This is a genomic window from Pseudomonas sp. 9.1(2019) (assembly GCF_009910445.1).
In the GTDB taxonomy this organism is placed as follows: Bacteria; Pseudomonadota; Gammaproteobacteria; order Pseudomonadales; family Pseudomonadaceae; genus Aquipseudomonas; species Aquipseudomonas paraversuta.
This window is the reverse complement of the sequence record NZ_VBWF01000006.1, coordinates 1-18,063: the sequence shown is the minus strand read 5'-3', so window position 1 is coordinate 18,063 and position 18,063 is coordinate 1. Positions and strand designations below refer to the sequence as shown.

Below are 18,063 nucleotides of genomic sequence, written 5' to 3'. Positions count from 1 at the left end.
GATTGCCGTCATGCCCCCCGTGAAAAACCGCCCCTTATGAACAAGAACGCTGTGTACATGTTGATGCTGGAAAAGCTCGAAATCGATCTTGATGTGCTCCAGCGGGCAGCGCAAACCGCCTATGAAGCCGCCACCCACGCGGAGAATATCGCCGAGAACAAGTACGACACCCTGGGGCTTGAAGCGTCCTATCTGGCGACAGGCCAGGCGCGCCGGGTTGAAGAAATCCGCCAGGCGTTGAAAAACTGCCAGGCGATGGTGCTCGCGCCATTCAATCCCGCACAAGGGATTGAAGTGGGGGCGCTGGTCAATCTGGAGGCCGGGAACGGCAGCGGGCAATGGCTATTTCTCGCTCCGGATGCCGCGGGGCTCAAGCTTGTCCAGGACGGGCAAACCGTTACCGTCATCACCCCGCGCTCGCCGCTGGGCGCGGCGTTACTGGGCAAGCAGCCGGAGGATGAGGTGCTCATCAACATAGCCGGCGTCAGCCAGGGCTTTACTGTCTGCGAGGTCGAGTAGGCAGCGCCGCACTGTTGCCACTCGATATCCGCAGAGACGCGGGTGCCCGTCACGGGAGGCCGGGTGGCGGCGCCGGCAGATCAAGATCAAAAGCCCGGCCGGGCGTTACTTGGCGGCCATCAGGCGATTGACTTCGCTGCGCACCATGTTGGCGTATTCCGGCGGGGACATCGCGTCCAGCTCCGAACGCACCCACTCAGCCCATTTGCCCTTGCGCTTGGCGCGCTCGCCGAACAAACGCGCCGCATCCCCTTTGGCCTTGCCCAGATTGCTCTGCCAAAGGTCATACAGACGGGACTTTTCATCTTCAAGCGCAGCACGCTCAGCGAGGGGTTTGTTGGCGAGGTTGAAGCTCATGGGAATTTCCTGCGGCGTAAATTAGACGACATCTTACACCCTCCAAAGCAGTGCCTTACTCCGGTTTTTGACTACGCTCTCACCTCGGACACACAATCGGCCCCAAAACAGATGCAACTTTTTAGCATTGGGTTGACTCCATTATTCATCTCTCTTTTCACCTGCAAGGAGTACCGCAATGGCTCGAAAAAACGCCGTACAAGCCGCTGAAGATCAAATCAAGGATCAGGCATTCAGTGAGCTGCAACTGTTGATTACCGAATCTGAAAAGCTGCTCAAGGACAGTGCGTCCCTGCTCGGCGAGGAAGGCGAAACCCTGCGTGCCCAGGTAGGTCTCAAGCTCAAGCAGGCGCTCGACTCGGTGAGCAACGTGCGTGAACGCACCAAACCTGTGGTCGATGCCACCGAAAATTACATTGGCGGCCATCCGTGGCAGACCGTGGCCATCTCGGCCGGCTTCGGGCTGGTGGTCGGTCTGCTGCTGGGCCGTCGCAACTAACTACCAAGCCCCTCAGGGGGCGCCTGTCTGTGCAGGAGCGAGCTTGTCTCGCGATGATTGTTAACGGGAATGCGTGTTTAGCGGTTAAACACGGCGCTTTCGAGACCATCGCGAGGCAAGCTCGCTTCTGCAGTTGAGAGAGCAGCTTTTGAAGTGAACAGCATTGCCTCACAGAGGTGCCTTGTCGTTTAAAAATCAAAATCCTGGACATATTCAGTGACATCCATGACAGGCAGTCCCGATACTTGATCGTCTTCCCATGCCAACGAGACAGTCAATGTCCGCTTCTTCTGCTGCTACCAAACCTTTAAGCACTGCCCTGATCCTGTTGATGGCAACCGCCACCGGCCTGGCTGTCGCCAGTAACTATTACGCCCAGCCCTTGCTGCACACCATCGCCCAGCAACTGGGCTTGAGCATGAGCAGCGCCGGCACCGTGGTGATCACCGCGCAACTTAGCTACGGTGCCGGCCTGTTGTTGCTGGTGCCGCTGGGCGACCTGTTCGAACAACGCCGGCTGATCGTCAGCATGACCGTGCTCAGCGCCCTGGGCCTTTTATTGAGTGCATTCGCACCTTCGCTGCCCTGGCTTCTGGTCGGCACGGCGATGACCGGCCTGTTTTCGGTTTCCGCCCAGGTGCTGGTGCCAATGGCCGCCAGCCTGACAGACCCGCAGAGCCGGGGCCGTGTAGTGGGTACTTTGATGAGCGGCCTGCTGCTGGGGATATTGCTGGCCCGAACCGTAGCGGGGGCGCTGTCTTCGGCGGGTGACTGGCGGACCATTTATCTGGTGGCTGCAGCCTTGATGACAGTCAGCGCCATCGCCCTGTTTTGCGCGCTGCCCAACCATCACCAGAGCGCAGGCCTGAGCTACCCGAAACTGCTGGGGTCGGTGTTCAAGCTGTTTGTCGAAGAACCGGTGCTGCGCCTGCGCTCGATCCTGGGCCTGTTGACCTTCTCGCTGTTCGCCCTGTTCTGGACTCCGCTGGCCTTTTTGCTGGCCGTGCCGCCCTACAGCTACTCGGACGCGATCATCGGCCTGTTCGGCCTGGCAGGCGCTGTCGGGGCGGTGGCCGCCAACTGGGCCGGGCGCATGGCCGATCGCGGCAAAGGCCAACTGGCCACCACCGTCGGCTTGCTGGCCCTGCTGGCGTGCTGGTTGCCCATGGCGTTTGCCGGCCACTCATTGCTTGCACTGCTGATTGGTGTACTGGTGCTCGATTTTGCCGTGCAACTGGTGCACGTCAGCAACCAGAATGCGGTGTTTAAAGTCCGCCCGGCCGCCCGCAATCGCCTCAACGCCGGCTACATCACCTGCTATTTCATTGGTGGCGCACTGGGCTCTCTGGTAGGCGCGCAGACCTATCCGGTCTATGGCTGGAACGGCATTGTGATCGTCGGCGCGGCGGTGGCAACTCTGGCACTGGCGGTATGGGGCTATGCCTTGCAGCAGGAAAGCAGGCTGCAGCCCGTCGCCTAAGGGTGGTTGCGGCACTTTTCATCACCGGGCGAACTCGCTAGGATGCGTATCCCACCTGAAAACGGTCCGCCCACGCGGGCCGTCTTACTGCTTCGAGACGCCGCATGATCCCTAAAGAATCCCGTAACGAACTGGCCCTGGACACTTTCATCAAAGCGCACCCCGAGCTGCTCGAGGAGATGAAAGAACTCAGCGCTGAAGATCGACAGCAACAAATTCTCTGGGCATTCGAGAGCGCCGCCGACGATCTGGGTATTGAAGCCTGGGAGCTGGCACTGCAACTGATCGCCCGCTCGCCGCAGGAGCTCGAAGCCATGCGCCTTGAAGTCCATCAAGAAGTGGCCGAAGCCCTGGAGATGAGCTGGGAAGAATACTGCGGCTTGAATGACATCGCAGTCTGAGAGCCTCGCCAGCGGTGCAGGGTCAACCCGTCACCGCTCGTCGCTTGCATCGCACTAATCCCCCGCGCCAGCACACCAATATCAGGTACGACTCCCAACTGTCTGGAGACGCAACCATGATTAGCTCATCGATCAAAATCCTGTCGCTGGCCGCCGCACTCTGTGTGGTATCCGCCACCAGCCTGGCCGACTCCTCCACTGGCCCGACCGTGCCGATACAACCGACCGAGCCGCCCTCAGGCCAGGACGTCAAGCCCACCATCAATCTCGACTCCAAGATCCATAACGACGCCGACGTGCCTAACCATCCATCAGTTGACCCACGGGTGCAGGGCGATGACCCCGGACGTCAGGGCGGGATGAATACTGATGGCAATGGCCCGATTGGCAGTGACCCTGTTGCGCCGCCAACCACACCAAAACCCTGAACCTCCATTGCCAGCAGCAGGTCTGTAGGAGCTGGCTTTCCCGCGACGGGTTCACCCCGCGGGCTCAGGCAAAACCTGTTGCCCGCATCGCTGCAAAGCCAGACTCCCACAGGGTTTTGCAAGATTCAGGGAGTGCGGCTCAAGATTTGTGATGGGCGTCCACCAGCTTCTTGGCCATCACCAGGTGCATCTCGAGTTTGGGCAGGTATTTTTCGGCGAAGGCCTTCAATTCGGGAGAGTCAGGGTGCTTGATCTGCTGCTCGAACAACTCAATGGCCTCTTCATGGGCCTTGACCTGATTGGCGGCATAGGCGGCATCAAATGAGTCGCCTTCCTGTATTTGCAGCATCAGCTTCTTGGCCTTACCCAGGATTTGCTCGTCGGTCGAGACTTGCAGATCGTGCTTTTGCGCGAGTTCTTTCAAGTCCCGGTTGGCATCCGTATGGTCCTTGATCATCTCCACGGCGTAGCTCTCTATATCCGTTGAAGACGTTTTGCCAATCGCCATACGACTGGTTTCAATCTCGGCTATCCCGGCCGCAGATGCCTCATCCACGAAGTTGGCCGGACTGGCTGCTACAGCGGTACCCGCCACCACCAGGGCACATGCAAGGGCACAGCCTGCGACGAAGCGTTTAGGGCCAATCAGGTGTTTCATAACGTCCTCCAGAAAAAGGCAGGTTTATTCCCTGCACTGAATCTGAAGGCCCATGACCACAAAGGTTTAGATAAAGGCTTTTTTTCTGACCGACGGACACTACTGGCATCGCGCAGGATCAACTACGCCCCCTTTTGACCCCCATCAATGACACTGCCCAGATATTCGATACCTTCACCGACCTAGAGGTTGAATGCCCCGTGACGGGGACAAAAAATCACTACCTCCATTGCGTAACACATTGAAACAAATGCACAGTGAGACACGTCCTGCATTAGAAGCCAGCGATCACTGCCATGAAAATAATTATTAATTACATCAGAAACCGATATTGGAAGAACTGGATTCGCAAGCACAAATGCAAAGTTTCTGGCGGCCTGCATTCACTGCACAAAAGAAGCACCTTGCGTCTGGAGGAAGGCGTATCTCTGGGGCATATGATCATTGAGCCTAAAAACCTGAAGATCGGCGCCCACACCTATATCCGAAGTGATTGCGTCCTTACCGCGGTTTCCTCAATCGGCCGGTTCTGCTCTATCGGAACGGGGTGTGTCATCGGGCAAGAAAAGGGCGGGCATCCTTCCACCTGGCTCAGCTCTCATCCATTCCAGTACACCAACACAGGATTGACCTACGATCCTGAAATATCCGACGTGACCATTGGCCATGATGTCTGGATTGGTCACAGTGCGATGATCATGGAAGGCGTAACAGTTGGCACCGGAGCGATAATTGCCACCCGGTCAGTGGTTGCTCATGATGTCCCGCCCTATGCAGTAGTCGCAGGTTTACCTGCGAAAGTAGTCAAATACAGGCATACACCAGAAATGATTTCGCAATTGCTGAATAGCAAGTGGTGGGATTGTGAGATCGACTCTCTGCGAGACTTGCCGTTGAATGACCCCACTGCAGCCCTGCCAATGCTGGAGGAGCTGCGTAAAGAAAAGCCGGCTCGATATCAAGAGATTCAGGTAACGCGCAGAGGTTGCTGTGTAGTAGCCAACTAACTCCGGACACGGCGTCAAGTTTTCTGGACTACCCCTCTACCCTAGACCTCGGCCCGGGCCATATCCCGGGCTTTGTAGACCCCCTTGCCGGTGACGGTGCTCACGCAGCCGCAAAAAACAGAAAATCCCCTACCCTTTCCATATCGCCTTTTTGCAGACGCCAGAAACCACAAACCCCCGACTTTCTCTAGGAAAATCAGGGGTTTGTGTTTACTTAATGTGGCGGTGAAGGAGAGATTCGAACTCTCGATACAATTTCTTGTATACACACTTTCCAGGCGTGCTCCTTAAGCCACTCGGACACTTCACCGTATCTCTTCAAACAAGTTCTGTCTGTCGAGGCGCGCTAATGTAGTCGAAAGCTTTCGATATGACAAATGTTTTTTTCAGAATTTTCATGCGCTTACGGGATTCGCTGTTTTTCAGGTCCGGGCAGACCGGTTGCATCTGGCAAATTCCGGCCCCGGAGCTTTGCCAGGCCACGGCTGTTCGACAGGCGCGCCGCCCTCTATATAGAAGGCGCACACCATTTGCCTGACTCACCAGTCAGTCACAAGGCTTTACCTGCGCCTTGGGGCTGGGTAACGTCTGCCAACTTCTATAAAAGGAATTGCGCCATGAGTGACTTGATCTCGTATCACCTGGAAGACGGTATCGCCACCCTGACCTTGAGCAATGGCAAGGTGAATGCTATTTCCCCGGACGTGATCACTGCGTTCAATGCGGCACTGGATCAGGCCGAGCTGGATCGCGCAGTGGTGATTATTACCGGGCAGCCGGGCATTCTGTCGGCCGGCTATGACTTGAAGGTCATGACCGCCAGCCCCGAGCAGGCGATTGAGCTGGTTAGACAGGGCTCGACCCTGGCTCGCCGCTTACTGGCGCATCCCTTCCCGGTCATTGCTGCCTGCCCGGGCCATGCGGTGGCCAAAGGCGCATTTGTGTTGTTGTCGGTTGATTACCGGATCGGCGTCGAAGGCCCGTTCAGCATTGGCCTGAATGAAGTGCAAATCGGCATGACCATGCATCACGCCGGCATTGAACTGGCACGCGACCGGTTGCGCAAATCGGCATTCCATCGTTCGGTGATCAACGGTGAGATGTTCAATCCCCACAGTGCGGTAGACGCAGGCTTCCTCGATCAGGTAGTCAAGCCCGAAGAACTGAGGACCGCCGCCCTGGAAATGGCGCGCCAGCTGAAGAAGATCAACATGAAGGCGCACAAGAACACCAAGCTCAAAGTGCGCAAAGAACTGCTGGAGACTCTGGACAAGGCGATCGAAGAAGATCAGCTTCACCCCCTCTGACCCTGCCCCGGTAATCCGGTCCCGATTGCAGCCAGCAGTCGGGATGGCTTCCCCCCGCTAAAACCCGTCAACACCTCTGGCCCGCGCTTGAGCCCTCTCGCTGAAACAAATACTTAAACATCAGCAATCTCCCAGGTGTATCGGGGTAATTGCCGAATACAGTGCACATCCGTACACTGCGCCAAATTTTGTTTTAGCGAGCCTGTAAATGCTACTTTCGATACGTATGTTGTTGATGAGCCTGCATTTTATGATCGCTGGCGTGCTCGGTGTATTGCTCGGAATCTGTCGCCCGTTCAACCCGGACAACAGTCGGTTGTGCGCGCGTCTTTATGCGTGGCCTTCGAAATGGATCCTGGGCTACAGGCTCAAGGCCGAGGTTGGTCCATTGATGGACAAGCCCCAGAGCTGCGTGATAGTGGCCAACCACCAGTCCAACTATGACTTGTTCGTGTTCGGCAATGTGGTGCCGAAGCGTACTGTGTGCATCGGTAAAAAAAATCTGAAATGGGTGCCTCTGTTCGGCCAGTTGTTCTGGCTGGCGGGCAATGTATTGATTGATCGGGGCAATGCACAAAAAGCCCGTCAGTCCATGCTCACCACCACCCGCACCCTGCAAGAAAAAGACACTTCGATCTGGGTCTTTGCAGAGGGTACGCGCAACTTCGGCAAAGCCCTGCTGCCCTTCAAAAAAGGCGCGTTCCAGATGGCGATCAGTGCCGGCGTGCCAATTGTGCCGGTGTGCGTCAGCACTTATAGCCAGCACTTGAAGCTCAATCGCTGGCACAGTGCCGATATTGAGATCCGTTCATTGCCCCCGATTCCAACTGCCGGGCTGACCCTGGAAGACATGCCGGCCCTGATGGAACAGTGCCGCGAACAAATGCGCGAGTGCATTGAGGCGATGGACCGTGAACTGCTGGCACAGCAAAACCACCGCCTGCCACCCATGGCCGGGGGTAAAACACCGGCATCCAACCCGAACCTCTGAACGTTTCTGGCCTCAAAGCAGGGCATTGCACGCTAAGCTGCATTTTCGTGCCATAACCCTTTGAAGAAGAAGCGATAAGAACTATGGGGAGAGTTGTTGCTGCCGCGGTTTACAGCGCAGGCAAAAAAGTCACCGACATCACTCTGGACGAAGGCAGCGGCTGGGCTGAAAAGCCCGGTCACTTCGTCTGGATCGGCCTTGAGCAACCGGACGCGCAAGAGCTGAGTAACTTGCAGCGCCAGTTTCATCTGCATGAACTGGCCATTGAAGACGCCCTGGAACAACACAGTCGGCCCAAGCTAGAGACCTTTGGCGATGCGCTGTTCATCGTCATCTACTCGCCGATTCGCCATGAAGGCAAACTGGACTTCGTCGAAACCCATATCTTTGCCGGCAATGGCTACATCATTACCTGCCGCAATGGTCACTCCGCGTCTTATCGGGCGGTACGCCAGCGCTGTGAGGCCCGCCCGCTGCTGCTGGATCATGGCGAAGATTTTGTGTTGTATGCCCTGCTCGATTTCGTTACTGAAAGCTATCAGCCCGTCAGTGAAGCCATTCACGCTGAAATCGATCAGCTCGAACGCAACATCCTGGGCAATGCACTCAACGAAGCCGATATCCTGCATTTGCATGCCCTGCGCCGCGATGTTCTGCGCTTACGCCGCTATGTGGCGCCCATGGTCGAAATCAGTGAAGAGTTACAGCGCCTGACCTTTCCGTTTATCGACAAGAACATGCGTCCGTACTTTCGCGATGTGCAGATCCACGTTACCCGGCAAATGGAAGACCTGACCACCCTGCACGACATCGCCACACAAACCATTGAAATCGTCGTACTGCTGGAGTCTTCACGGCAAAGTATCGTGCAGCGCAAATTTGCCGCCTGGGCAGCCATTCTGGCCTTCCCGACAGCAGTGGCAGGTATCTACGGGATGAACTTCCAGAACATGCCGGAGCTGAGCTGGCACTACGGTTATTTCGGCGTGTTGGGGTTTATCACCCTGGGCGTTGCAGGGCTGTGGACGAGCTTCAAGCGTTCTGGCTGGCTGTAAGACGAGCTGAACTGCAGGAGCGAGAGAGGCTCGCCCCTGCAAGTCTTCACACCTGGGTCTGAGAGTTGTGCGAAACAAATCGCATCATCCACTCGGCAACCGTTCGCCCATGATGCTCTTGTTCCAGGCTGCTGATTCCGCTGCTGTAGATCTGCTCGCCCAGGCTCTCCTGGCGCAAGTTGAGCAATGCCCGCGAGTAGTCATGTATGAACTCGGGATGCCCCTGGAAGCACAACACCTGATCGTTGATGTGATAGGCGGCAAACGGGCAAAAATCGCTGGAGGCGATTACCGTGGCGTTCTCCGGCAAGGCCGTGACCTGATCCTGATGGCTGATCAGCAATGTGAGGTCTTCGACAACCGGGCTCATCCACGGTGCTTTGGCCGCCAGCTTGTACTGATGGGTGCCAACTCCCCAGCCCTGGGTGGCCCGCTCACTCTTGCCGCCCAGCAGCAACGCCAGCAGCTGGTGACCGAAGCAGACGCCGAGCAATTTATCGCCACGCTCATAACGGCTCAGCAAATAGCTTTTCAGTGTCTGGATCCAGGGATCGGTGCCGAATGAATCCGCCTTGCTGCCGGTAACCAGATAGGCATCAAAGCTTTGATCGTCAGACGGATATTGGCCATTCATCACGTTAAAAATACTGAATTGCGCAGCAATGGGCTGTTGCGAGAACAGGTGTTTGAACATCTGCCCATAGCCTTGATATTGATCAACAAACTCTGGACGCAGAATGTCGGTTTCCAGAATGCAGATGCGTAGCGACATAAAAGTACCTGGCACGATAAAGGCAATAGAGGTGATGGCAACTCGATAGAGCCTGCCTTGAAAGGGTATTTCAAGGCAAGCCCTGAACGCGGGCTAACTACCGGAAAGCTGCCGCCCTGCAAACCGGAGCCGAATCTGCGCAGCGATATGGCCACCGACAACCTCCCTGACGAACGGTAGGGCACTAATAATTAGTGGGCCTCAAGGGGCCATTGCGTCTAGCCATGGGCTGACAGAGAGGGTACGGCAAGCCTAATAGCGTTTTAGAAACCTAATGCACTTGGATGATGTGAAAGGGTTCTAAGCCATATGTTATGTGGACTCTAAGGTTAACTCAGTCGAGGGATACGGCGCCTTGTTCAGCACTTGCGCCGTGGTCTTTGAACATTGCCGCTCAGGAATAACAAAAAAAGGCAGACCGCCATGTTTAAATATACGAAAGTACGTCAGGCCGGACTTATTCTCTTTGCCACGACCTTACTCTTGATTTTACCCAATCTCACCAGGGTAATCGGCTAAGGTATCGCCTTCAGTTCGGGCCAGTGGCACCCAGGCCATCGATCACAACAGACCAGCATCCCCATTGAAATTACTGACTCTCTTCCTGGTTTACTTACTCAGCCTGCCGGCTGGCGCTGCCCAACTCACACTCGACCTGGGCAACACCAGCCGCAGCTGGCAAACCGCCGAGCTGTTGCAGCATCCGGCGACGCAAACCCTGCATATCGCTGATGATGTTGCATACAGACGCAACATGACCTACCGCGCTATTCCCCTGGCCACCCTGCTCCAGGGCATCAAGCCTGATGACCACCTGCAAGCGATCGCTCTGGACGGGTTTGCTGCGGAGCTGGCCGCCGGACCGCTGCTAAGCCGCAGCGGCGCCAGAGCCTGGCTGGCAATTGAAGATCCGGCTCAGCCCTGGCCACCGCTGGGTAAGGACAAACCGAGTGCGGGACCGTTCTATCTGGTATGGACCGACCCTCAGGCCAGCCATATCAGCCCCGAACAATGGCCTTTTCAAGTGGCCAGTTTCAAACGCCAACCGCCGGTTGCCGAACGCTTTGCGGCCCTGCTGCCAGACCCGGCACTGCCCACGGACTCTCCGATCAATCAGGGGTTTGCACTGTTTCAAAAAAACTGCCTGGCGTGCCATCGTCTAAATGGTGCGGGCGATGCCCAATTCGGCCCCGACCTGAACATTCCGTACAACCCCACCGAGTACTTCGCAGCAGACTTTCTCAAGCGCTATATCCGCGACCCGCAAAGCCTGCGGCACTGGCCACAGGCACGCATGCACGGCTTCTCGGCCAGTGTGTTACCCGACAGTGAGCTGGACATGTTGATCCGTTATTTGCAGCATATGGCTACGCGCAAGGTGAATGGCCAAACCTGACCGGGAATATACAATCTGCAAAAACCAGAACGGCCAGCCCTGAGGCCAGCCGTTGACTCTTTCAACTTGATTCAATTGAGCAGGCCACGCACCTCCTGCTTGACGCCCCAGCCTTCAATGATCCCGCCCAGGGGGACAACCACTGCTTCGAAGTCCTGCTCAAAATCACCAATGCCACCATAGGTGGCGTACATCACTTTGCTCAATTCCAGATGCCAGGCACCGTCATCCCGCACGTTGATCTGGGCATTCAGGGATTCACCACAAAATTTGCCTGCCGCTCTGCGCGCCCGCTCCTCGTCCGGGAAAATGGCGTAGAACTCGATGGGATGGATGCGGGAAAAATCAAAACCGCCTTCTTTCATGCGGCGCAGCACATAGCTGCTGAGGTCTTCTTGATGGGCTGTGCTCATGAAACGTCCTCCTCGCAATGGATAGACATTCAGCGCTCCCTGACCGGCAACAGGTTGGCCATGACAGAGAGTGTTAAGCATGTAGCGAACAAGATCAGAGCCAGTCGATTACTTCGCTGGTCTGGATGCAGAGTAGCCCCAGCGCGCAATGACTGCCAAGAGGGAAGCCGTGAAATCGGAGATTTTTTTTGTCTGCCAAAGACTTGCGTGACCTGGCCCGGCAGCTGGACAGATGCGCTGTCCAGATGCCGGGCCAAACAGATATCAGAGTGCTGATTACTTCTCTGCACGCTCACGCAGCGCCTTGAGGGTATTGAACGGGGCATCGACCACAAACTTGTTGGCCAGCCATGAAGGCACGCTGCCGCCCGGCTCGGTGTGCACCTGATAGGTGACTTCTGTCAGATTGTCGCCTTTGGGTACCAATTTCCAGAAACCGTCGACCTGAGCGACCCGAACAAAGCCCTTTTCTTCAGGAATGTACTTCGGCAAGCCCTTCAGGGTGCGGGTCAAGGTGCCATCCGCTGCCACATTCGTGGTCACCAGCAGTACCGAGTCACGGGGGGTCACGGGCCAGGGGGTATTGAACTGGGTATAGGTCCAGCTCTGATCGCCCTCATGCTTGAGCAGCTTTTGCGTTTTGCACTCGTGAATCCAGGCACAGGCACTGGCCACGTCTTCTTGCAAAGCACTGATTTTGGCAAGTGGCGCCTTGATGGTGGTTACCCCTTGGTAGGCCTTGTATTGAGACCCGGGAACTTCACTCAGCGAGACCTTGATCCCGTCTTCATTTTTCGCCACCTTCCAGTCTTCTGCCTGGGCCACGCCCGCCAGCAAAACAGTCAAACCGCATGCCAATGCCACTCTATGCAACGAACCCATTGTCTTATTCCTTATTGTTGAAGGTCTGTTCACTGAACAAAAACACACTAAGCCGCTGTCATGCGCTCCCACCAACCTATCAGCTTGATCGCTTCTTCCCGATTGCTGCCACACACCTCGATGTCGGCCTGAAAAGCGCCACATACGGCCGGACGTTCGGGCTGGCCGAACAAACCGCACAAGTAGTCGACAGAAAGATGCAGACAGCGTTCCCCCGCAGGTTTGCCATGGGGCATGCCGGGCAGCGGAGTACTGATGGAGGGGGCGATGCAGCAAGCGCCACAGCCTTCACGGCAGTTCATGACAGTAGCTCCTGATTCGGGGCAAAGTGTGTTGATGACAAGGGATATTACTCGCTGGAACGGGCGTTTGAAATTGACCGTTCAGCAGAAATGGCTGTGACCGGGCAGTCAGTTTGCAAGCCGGCCGCAATGGAATGGAAGGTTGAGCTGCAGGCACTTATTGTTTGAATTCAAAATCCAGCGCCGCGCCCTCAATCTCGCTCTGCCGCGCTTCGTTGCGCAATTGCAGACCCATTTCATTGCTGAGCAAGCGCCCGTTCAATTGAAAAGGGCTTTCCTGTTCCGGCTTTTCGCCAAACATGTTCGGCAGCAGCGGCTTGTGCGCAGGCATTGCAATGGTACCCAGAGGCCGCAGCTGGCGGACCATCTCGGGAGGCAAGCTCAAGTCAAGTTTGGCAGAGGGCAGAGGCTTTTTCGCAATCTCGTGGGCAGAGCTGGATTTGCTCGCGATGGGCGCGCGTTTCTTTGCCGGTGCTTGCCTGGCAGCCACAGGTTTTTCCCTGGAACTGGCAGTGTGCGACTTGGCAGTGACTGTTTCTGGCTGCGACTGAACGGCTGTAGCAGCGCCAGCAGTGAACGCCGTCAGCACACCCATCAATATAAGCCCCACACAGAATGTCGCTTTCATAACTCCACAGCTTTAACGGTTTAGGCGCATATGCTGGCGCTTTAGCACCAGAGTGACAAGTCCAAAGTATCCCAATGGTTGTATCCGCCGTCGCTCAGCTCCTCAGTAGAGGCTTGCCGTTTCCAGGCAAAGCTGGCTGGCAAGCATGCCCAGGGTCATCAGCGCCCGCTCGGCCTCGCGGTTCCAGGGTATGGCGCAGTTCAGACGTATACAGTGATTGAACTGCTCGGTATTACTGAATATCAGCCCCGGGGCAATACTGATGCCCTGTTGCAACGCCCGGACATGCAGCTCCTGGGTATTGACCCGGCCCGGCAAGCTGACCCACAAAATGAAGCCGCCACTGGGGCGCGACATTTGTGTTCCTTCCGGAAAGTGCTGCTGAACGGCCAGCTGGAACGCGCTGAGGTTCTTACGGTATTCCTGGCGGATAAACCGCAAATGGCGATCGTAACCGCCGTTTTCAAGATAGGCCGCTACCCCCATCTGCGTGACACTGCACGCCGAATGAGTGGTGAAGGTTTGCAGGCGCTGGATTTCCTGTTGATATTTGCCGGCGATCATCCAGCCGATTCTCACACCCGGCGACAGGGTTTTAGAGAAACTGGAGCAGTAAATCACCCGATCCAGACGGTCGTAGGCCTTCAAGGCTTTGGTGCGACCGACTTCAAACATCAGTTCGCCATAAATATCATCTTCAACAATCTGAATATCAAAATCCGAGGCCAGGCGCAGCAACTGCTTCTGCCGCTCTTCGGGCATGGTGCCACCCAGCGGGTTGCTCAGGCGCGTGGTCAGGACCAGAGCCTTGATCGACCATTGATTGGCCGCCAGCTGCAGAGCTTCGAGGCTCATGCCGGTGGCCGGATCGCTGGGTATTTCGATGACCTTCAGACCCAGAAGATCGGCAAGCTGCAGCAAGCCGTAATAGGTCGGTGACTCGGCCGCAATCAGGTCCCCCGGGCGGGTCAGCGTGCGCAGCGACATTTGCAGGGCATCGACACAACCGTGGGTGATGATCACCTCCGAGGGGTCAACCACCACCCCGGCGTCGCGCATGCGGATCGCGACCTGGCGGCGCAGCGGCTCAAAGCCCGGACTGAACATGTAGCTGAACGCCCGAGGGCTGTGGAAACGCGTGACCTTGGCCAGTTGCTGATGCAATGCCCGCACCGGCAAGTAGTCGACACTCGGTACCGCGGCCCCCAGTGGAAACACCCCTTCGCGACGTGATTCGACCAGCACTTGCTGAATGATGCTGCTGCGCGTCACCAGCCCCGGACGTTCGACCCGGGCTATATCGGGGGTAGGCGCCGTCAAGGCGGGAGTCTGGTGTACGTAATAGCCGGATTGCGGACGCGCCCTGATCAAGCCCTGATCTTCAAGGTTGGCGTAAGCCTGCAACACCGTCGCGTGACTGACATTGAGCTGCGAACTCATCTTGCGCACCGAAGGTACTCGTTCGCCCGGCTGATACACGCCGCGCCGAATATCTTCAGCCAACTGCTGAGCGATACGTTGATAGAGCAAAAGGTTGGTCATGTCGCAGCACTCGATGTTCAGGCATTATTTTTATGAAGAGCATGTTCTTGAGAGCAATAACCGAAACAGTTTAGAAGTGTACGGGCACAGTTGTCACCCACCTCAGCAGTACAGTGGGCTAAAGGCTTAACTGTATGGGTACAGGTTAGCGAAGGGAAAGGAGGTGCGAGCGCATTGCTCGCCACTGCAGTGGACTGCGACAGGGCCCGCAGGCCCCTCAGGATCGGGGCTGCCACGCAGGCCGTCGCAGCCTGCGGCAACGGCTATCGGGTATGCGGGGAATTAGCGGGCAGCGCCAAGTTGACCTTTTTCGTCAGAGAAGACGATTTCAACCCGACGATTTTGTGCACGACCACGTTCGGTGGCGTTCACGTCCACCGGATACTGATCGCCGTAGCCTTCCACCTGGATACGTTTGTCGTCGATCCCCAGGTCGATCAATACATCCGCCACCGCCTGCGCCCGTGCCAGGGACAATTTGAGATTGTCGTCCCGGCCGCCCGTGCTGTCGGTGTAGCCCTCGATACGTACGACGCGCTTGGGGTTCAGTTGCAGAAACTGCACCAGTTTGAGCACTGTACGGTTCGCCGAATTTTTCAGGTCGGCTTCGCCGGTATCGAACAACACGTCGCCCAGGGTCATCACCAACCCCCGGTCAGTCTGAGTCGTGGCCAGGCTGATGATCTGTTCTTCCAGCCACTGCCCCTGCTGCTGGACACTCAACAGCTTGGCCTCACGCAGTGCCAGTTGCAGACGCTGGCGTTCCAGCTCCAGCTTGGCAGCCCGCTCTTCGTTGAGTACTTGCTGAGTATGCTCGCGGGCGATTTCACTGTAACGCTGGCTCAGGTAGGCGTAATGCTCCACATCGTCACCACTGCCCCAGTAAGAAGACAAACGATCCGCCCGCGCCAGGGACTCGCCGGCCCGAATCACATCTTTGGGTGCAATGCGCAGCACGTTGCTGTCTTCTTTGACTGTCTGAAAATCGCTGGCGGCCTGTTGCAGGGCCTGATCACTGTTGTGATGCCCGGCGCAACCGGCCAGAGCCATGCTACCCGACAACAACACACCACTGAAAACTGCGGACTTGAGACTCATTGGGCCTCCGCCAGTTGCTTGCGTAAACGCGCGATACGGGTGTTGAGCACGTTCAACTGCTCCTGGCTTTTTTGCGTCAGAACGCGGGCTTCGGCCAATCGCGCATCAAGCTCGGCCTGTTCTGCCTGCATGCGCGCATCTTTGTAGGACCCATCGAGCATGTCTGCCCGGGCCTGAGCCAACTTGCTTTCGGCCTGTTTGAGTTCAGCTGTATCGTCGGCGCTTACCCCCACTGCCCTGGCTTGTTCAAGGGCTTGCTCGGTCAGACGCAATTGTTCATTCGGCACCGGATCGGCTGCACAACCCGCCAAAGCCATAACGGCCAGGGCGACGAAAAAAGGTCGCAATGTCACTAAGAATTCCTACTGTTTTGGGGCGCTAAGCGGTTGTTGCAGCTGGGCTTTCCACCGCTCCAGATTGCGTTGCAGTGCAGCCTCGGCCAGGCCGGAGGCGGGCAATTCTGTCATCTTTTTGGCGAGCTGTCCGCGCAACCATGGGTCATTGCAGGCAGAGTCATGGGATATCGCCAAAAACAGTCCCGGCTGATCGATCGGCTGTGGGTGCGCCATCACGTCATCGGCAATGCCCAGGGTTTGAGCCGTAGCCATACCGGCATAGCGACCGGCCAGCACATACTCGACCTGCCCGAGCAGCAGCTTCTGGAAAGCCGCCGTCAGTCCGGGCTCGGGCTTGAGGGTTAACTGGTGCAGGGCAAATGTATCAAAGGCCTCTGTGGTACGGGCTTTTTCCGAAATGGCCCCTGCATGTCCGCTCAGGTCTGCCGGCGTTTCGTAGGCCAGCGCCGAATCTTTACGGGTCCAGACCAAATAATCGTTACGCATCAGTGGCGGGTGGATGTAGTCGAGTGAAGAGAGCCCGGCCACTGTCAGCGGCGCATCCAGCAGCATGTCCATACGCCCGGTTTTAACTTCGTCCTGAGCCTGGGAACGCTTGCCGCCATACAGCACTTCAACCTTGATCCCCAGCTCCTGGCCCGCTTGCACCATCAGGTCGGCACTGGCACCGATCAAGTGCGCCGGGTTGCCAGGATCACGCCACAGATAAGGCGGCGCATCCGGGCTGCCGGTCACGATCAGGCGTTCACACTTGCCCGCGGCCTCAGACAGCAGGGGCAACAATACCAACCCGAGCAACAACCTGCGGATCTGACGCACATCCATAACCCTGCACTCCACGCACTCAATTCTGACGCATAAAAAAACCCGATCACACGGACTGCAAAGAACAGGCAAACACAGCGTGCTTGGCCCTTCCCCGCAGCCCGCGTGACCGGGCTCTTTATAAGTGAAGCAACTGGATTAAACCAGCTTCTCCAGCTCAGGTACTGCTTCGAACAAGTCCGCAACCAGACCGTAATCGGCCACCTGGAAGATCGGCGCTTCTTCGTCCTTGTTGATCGCAACGATCACTTTGGAGTCTTTCATACCGGCCAGATGCTGGATCGCGCCGGAGATACCGACCGCGATGTACAGCTGTGGCGCAACGATTTTGCCGGTCTGGCCGACCTGCATGTCGTTCGGTACGAAACCTGCGTCAACTGCCGCGCGGGAAGCGCCCACTGCAGCGCCCAGCTTGTCAGCCAGGGTGTACAGCAGTTTGAAGTTGTCGCCGTTCTGCATGCCACGACCGCCGGAAACGACGATTTTGGCAGCTGTCAGTTCCGGACGATCCGACTTGGCAAGCTCTTCACCAACGAACGACGAAATACCTGCATCGTGCACTGCTGCAACCGCTTCAACGGCTGCCGAACCACCCTGGGCCGCAACCGGGTCGAAACCGGTGGCACGCACGGTGATCACCTTGACTGGCGCAGTGGACTGCACGGTGGCAATGGCGTTACCGGCATAGATCGGACGGGTGAAGGTGTCAGCGCTTTCAACCGAGATGATCTCGGAGATCTGGTCAACGTCCAGCTGCGCAGCAACACGCGGCAGGATGTTTTTACCGTTGGAAGTAGCGGCAGCCAGGATGTGGCTGTAGCCCTTGCCCAGCTCGGCTACCAGCGGAGCAACGTTTTCCGGCAACTGATGGGCGTAAGCCGCGTTGTCAGCCACCAGCACTTTAGCCACACCAGCGATTTGCGCAGCAGCTTCAGCCACAGCACCAATGCCCTGGCCTGCAACCAGAACGTTGATCTCGCCACCGATTTTTGCGGCAGCGGCCACGGTGTTCAGCGTGGCCGGAGCCAGCGCCTTGCCATCATGTTCTGCGATTACCAAGATAGTCATGATTAGATTACCTTCGCTTCGTTTTTCAGTTTCTCGACCAGTTCAGCCACCGACTTGACCTTGATGCCGGCGCTGCGTG

The 18,063-nt window shown here is 56.9% G+C and carries 23 protein-coding genes and 1 tRNA gene; 10 read left to right on the top strand and 14 right to left on the bottom strand.

Features of this window, described 5'->3' with window-relative positions; genetic code table 11:
* Nucleotides 1-36: 36 nt before the first annotated feature.
* Nucleotides 37-519, top strand: coding sequence for a transcription elongation factor GreAB (locus FEZ21_RS09915; protein ID WP_160626982.1), 483 nt, complete (start codon nt 37-39; stop codon nt 517-519).
* Between the two features lie 105 nt (nt 520-624).
* Here the strand turns inward: FEZ21_RS09915 and FEZ21_RS09910 are convergent, their stop codons facing one another.
* The gene (locus FEZ21_RS09910; RefSeq protein ID WP_003446553.1) at nt 625-876 is read right to left on the bottom strand and encodes a hypothetical protein; all 252 of its coding nucleotides are present in this window, start codon (nt 874-876) and stop codon (nt 625-627) included.
* Nucleotides 877-1,054: 178 nt separating this feature from the next.
* Here FEZ21_RS09910 and FEZ21_RS09905 point away from each other — a divergent pair, with 178 nt between their 5' ends.
* The 4 genes from FEZ21_RS09905 to FEZ21_RS09890 all read left to right on the top strand — a co-directional run bounded on the left by FEZ21_RS09905 (nt 1,055) and on the right by FEZ21_RS09890 (nt 3,684).
* Nucleotides 1,055-1,375 carry a YqjD family protein gene (locus FEZ21_RS09905; protein ID WP_003446552.1) on the top strand — a complete coding sequence of 107 codons (321 nt, stop codon included), beginning with the start codon at nt 1,055-1,057 and terminating at the stop codon, nt 1,373-1,375.
* 277 nt (nt 1,376-1,652) lie between these two features.
* On the top strand, nt 1,653-2,855 hold the full coding sequence (locus tag FEZ21_RS09900; protein WP_003446551.1) for an MFS transporter: 1,203 nt from the start codon (nt 1,653-1,655) through the stop codon (nt 2,853-2,855).
* A 104-nt stretch (nt 2,856-2,959) separates the two neighbouring features.
* Nucleotides 2,960-3,256, top strand: a complete 297-nt coding sequence (locus tag FEZ21_RS09895; RefSeq protein ID WP_003446549.1) for a DUF6388 family protein — start codon at nt 2,960-2,962, stop codon at nt 3,254-3,256.
* Between the two features lie 116 nt (nt 3,257-3,372).
* On the top strand, nt 3,373-3,684 hold the full coding sequence (locus FEZ21_RS09890) for a hypothetical protein (protein WP_003446546.1): 312 nt from the start codon (nt 3,373-3,375) through the stop codon (nt 3,682-3,684).
* 139 nt (nt 3,685-3,823) lie between these two features.
* Here the strand turns inward: FEZ21_RS09890 and FEZ21_RS09885 are convergent, their stop codons facing one another.
* The gene (locus FEZ21_RS09885) at nt 3,824-4,342 is read right to left on the bottom strand and encodes a DUF4142 domain-containing protein (protein WP_160626980.1); all 519 of its coding nucleotides are present in this window, start codon (nt 4,340-4,342) and stop codon (nt 3,824-3,826) included.
* Between the two features lie 296 nt (nt 4,343-4,638).
* Between FEZ21_RS09885 and FEZ21_RS09880 the strand changes: the two genes are divergently transcribed.
* Nucleotides 4,639-5,349 (top strand): CatB-related O-acetyltransferase, encoded by a 711-nt coding sequence (locus FEZ21_RS09880; protein ID WP_158525117.1) that lies wholly within the window; start codon nt 4,639-4,641, stop codon nt 5,347-5,349.
* A gap of 220 nt (nt 5,350-5,569) precedes the next feature.
* Here the strand turns inward: FEZ21_RS09880 and FEZ21_RS09875 are convergent.
* A tRNA-Ser gene (locus tag FEZ21_RS09875) sits at nt 5,570-5,659 on the bottom strand.
* Nucleotides 5,660-5,966: 307 nt separating this feature from the next.
* Here FEZ21_RS09875 and FEZ21_RS09870 point away from each other — a divergent pair.
* The 3 genes from FEZ21_RS09870 (at nt 5,967) to FEZ21_RS09860 (ending at nt 8,702) form a co-directional block, all read left to right on the top strand.
* Nucleotides 5,967-6,656 carry a crotonase/enoyl-CoA hydratase family protein gene (locus tag FEZ21_RS09870; protein ID WP_127195772.1) on the top strand — a complete coding sequence of 230 codons (690 nt, stop codon included), beginning with the start codon at nt 5,967-5,969 and terminating at the stop codon, nt 6,654-6,656.
* Nucleotides 6,657-6,864: 208 nt separating this feature from the next.
* Nucleotides 6,865-7,647, top strand: a complete 783-nt coding sequence (locus FEZ21_RS09865; RefSeq protein WP_003446523.1) for a 1-acyl-sn-glycerol-3-phosphate acyltransferase — start codon at nt 6,865-6,867, stop codon at nt 7,645-7,647.
* A gap of 83 nt (nt 7,648-7,730) precedes the next feature.
* Nucleotides 7,731-8,702: a magnesium and cobalt transport protein CorA gene (locus FEZ21_RS09860; protein ID WP_003446522.1), complete on the top strand. Its 972-nt coding sequence runs from the start codon at nt 7,731-7,733 to the stop codon at nt 8,700-8,702.
* A 46-nt stretch (nt 8,703-8,748) separates the two neighbouring features.
* On the opposite strand, the gene FEZ21_RS09855 is transcribed toward FEZ21_RS09860, so the two are convergent.
* Nucleotides 8,749-9,474 carry an amidotransferase gene (locus tag FEZ21_RS09855; RefSeq protein ID WP_003446514.1) on the bottom strand — a complete coding sequence of 242 codons (726 nt, stop codon included), beginning with the start codon at nt 9,472-9,474 and terminating at the stop codon, nt 8,749-8,751.
* Between the two features lie 583 nt (nt 9,475-10,057).
* Here FEZ21_RS09855 and FEZ21_RS09850 point away from each other — a divergent pair.
* A complete protein-coding gene (locus FEZ21_RS09850; protein ID WP_160626978.1) occupies nt 10,058-10,870 on the top strand; it encodes a cytochrome c in 813 nt (270 codons plus the stop codon).
* 71 nt (nt 10,871-10,941) lie between these two features.
* Here the strand turns inward: FEZ21_RS09850 and FEZ21_RS09845 are convergent, their stop codons facing one another.
* From FEZ21_RS09845 to FEZ21_RS22615, 10 genes are all read right to left on the bottom strand, one after another.
* Entirely contained in the window at nt 10,942-11,283 is a 342-nt protein-coding gene (locus FEZ21_RS09845) for a ribonuclease E inhibitor RraB (RefSeq protein ID WP_003446510.1), read from the bottom strand.
* Nucleotides 11,284-11,559: 276 nt separating this feature from the next.
* A complete protein-coding gene (locus FEZ21_RS09840) occupies nt 11,560-12,165 on the bottom strand; it encodes an START domain-containing protein (protein ID WP_003446508.1) in 606 nt (201 codons plus the stop codon).
* Between the two features lie 47 nt (nt 12,166-12,212).
* The gene (locus FEZ21_RS09835; protein ID WP_003446506.1) at nt 12,213-12,467 is read right to left on the bottom strand and encodes a YkgJ family cysteine cluster protein; all 255 of its coding nucleotides are present in this window, start codon (nt 12,465-12,467) and stop codon (nt 12,213-12,215) included.
* Nucleotides 12,468-12,624: 157 nt separating this feature from the next.
* Nucleotides 12,625-13,095, bottom strand: coding sequence for a translation initiation factor 2 (locus tag FEZ21_RS09830; protein ID WP_274597061.1), 471 nt, complete (start codon nt 13,093-13,095; stop codon nt 12,625-12,627).
* Between the two features lie 102 nt (nt 13,096-13,197).
* A complete protein-coding gene (locus FEZ21_RS09825) occupies nt 13,198-14,637 on the bottom strand; it encodes a PLP-dependent aminotransferase family protein (protein WP_003446502.1) in 1,440 nt (479 codons plus the stop codon).
* A 282-nt stretch (nt 14,638-14,919) separates the two neighbouring features.
* On the bottom strand, nt 14,920-15,735 hold the full coding sequence (locus tag FEZ21_RS09820; RefSeq protein WP_003446500.1) for an OmpA family protein: 816 nt from the start codon (nt 15,733-15,735) through the stop codon (nt 14,920-14,922).
* Nucleotides 15,732-16,088: a DUF4398 domain-containing protein gene (locus tag FEZ21_RS09815; protein ID WP_127195770.1), complete on the bottom strand. Its 357-nt coding sequence runs from the start codon at nt 16,086-16,088 to the stop codon at nt 15,732-15,734. Before FEZ21_RS09815 ends, FEZ21_RS09820 begins: the two co-directional genes overlap by 4 nt.
* Before the next feature lie 9 nt (nt 16,089-16,097).
* Nucleotides 16,098-16,916 carry an ABC transporter substrate-binding protein gene (locus FEZ21_RS09810; protein ID WP_003446496.1) on the bottom strand — a complete coding sequence of 273 codons (819 nt, stop codon included), beginning with the start codon at nt 16,914-16,916 and terminating at the stop codon, nt 16,098-16,100.
* A 138-nt stretch (nt 16,917-17,054) separates the two neighbouring features.
* Nucleotides 17,055-17,984, bottom strand: coding sequence for an electron transfer flavoprotein subunit alpha/FixB family protein (locus FEZ21_RS09805; protein WP_060781736.1), 930 nt, complete (start codon nt 17,982-17,984; stop codon nt 17,055-17,057).
* A 2-nt stretch (nt 17,985-17,986) separates the two neighbouring features.
* Nucleotides 17,987-18,063 (bottom strand): hypothetical protein (locus tag FEZ21_RS22615; RefSeq protein ID WP_238839923.1); only part of this gene is annotated, 77 nt, incomplete at its 5' end.